This is a genomic window from Erwinia sp. ErVv1, assembly GCF_900068895.1.
In the GTDB taxonomy this organism is placed as follows: domain Bacteria; phylum Pseudomonadota; class Gammaproteobacteria; order Enterobacterales; family Enterobacteriaceae; genus Erwinia.
Map to the genome: position 1 here is coordinate 930 of NZ_CDPK01000013.1, position 357 is coordinate 1286.

Below are 357 nucleotides of genomic sequence, written 5' to 3' on the forward strand. Positions count from 1 at the left end.
AAGTAATAAGCGTGCTGATATGGCTCAGTTGGTAGAGCGCACCCTTGGTAAGGGTGAGGTCCCCAGTTCGACTCTGGGTATCAGCACCAGTTATACGCAAGTGCGGTAAAAGAATTTGCCTGGCGGCTTTAGCGCGGTGGTCCCACCTGACCCCATGCCGAACTCAGAAGTGAAACGCCGTAGCGCCGATGGTAGTGTGGGGTCTCCCCATGCGAGAGTAGGGAACTGCCAGGCATCAATTTAGATATAAAGAACAAGGTTCTTTATTAAGTAATAAGCGTGCTGATATGGCTCAGTTGGTAGAGCGCACCCTTGGTAAGGGTGAGGTCCCCAGTTCGACTCTGGGTATCAGCACCA

At 52.1% G+C, this 357-nt stretch carries 2 tRNA genes and 1 rRNA gene; all 3 read left to right on the forward strand.

Going from position 1 to position 357, the window contains the following annotated elements:
• The first annotated feature begins 13 nt into the window (after positions 1–13).
• The 3 genes from A1830_RS16365 (at position 14) to A1830_RS16375 (ending at position 357) form a co-directional block, all read left to right on the forward strand.
• Positions 14–89 (forward strand) — tRNA-Thr (locus A1830_RS16365).
• A 29-nt stretch (positions 90–118) separates the two neighbouring features.
• Positions 119–234, forward strand: a 5S ribosomal RNA gene (gene rrf / locus A1830_RS16370).
• A gap of 47 nt (positions 235–281) precedes the next feature.
• Positions 282–357: transfer RNA gene (locus A1830_RS16375), tRNA-Thr, on the forward strand.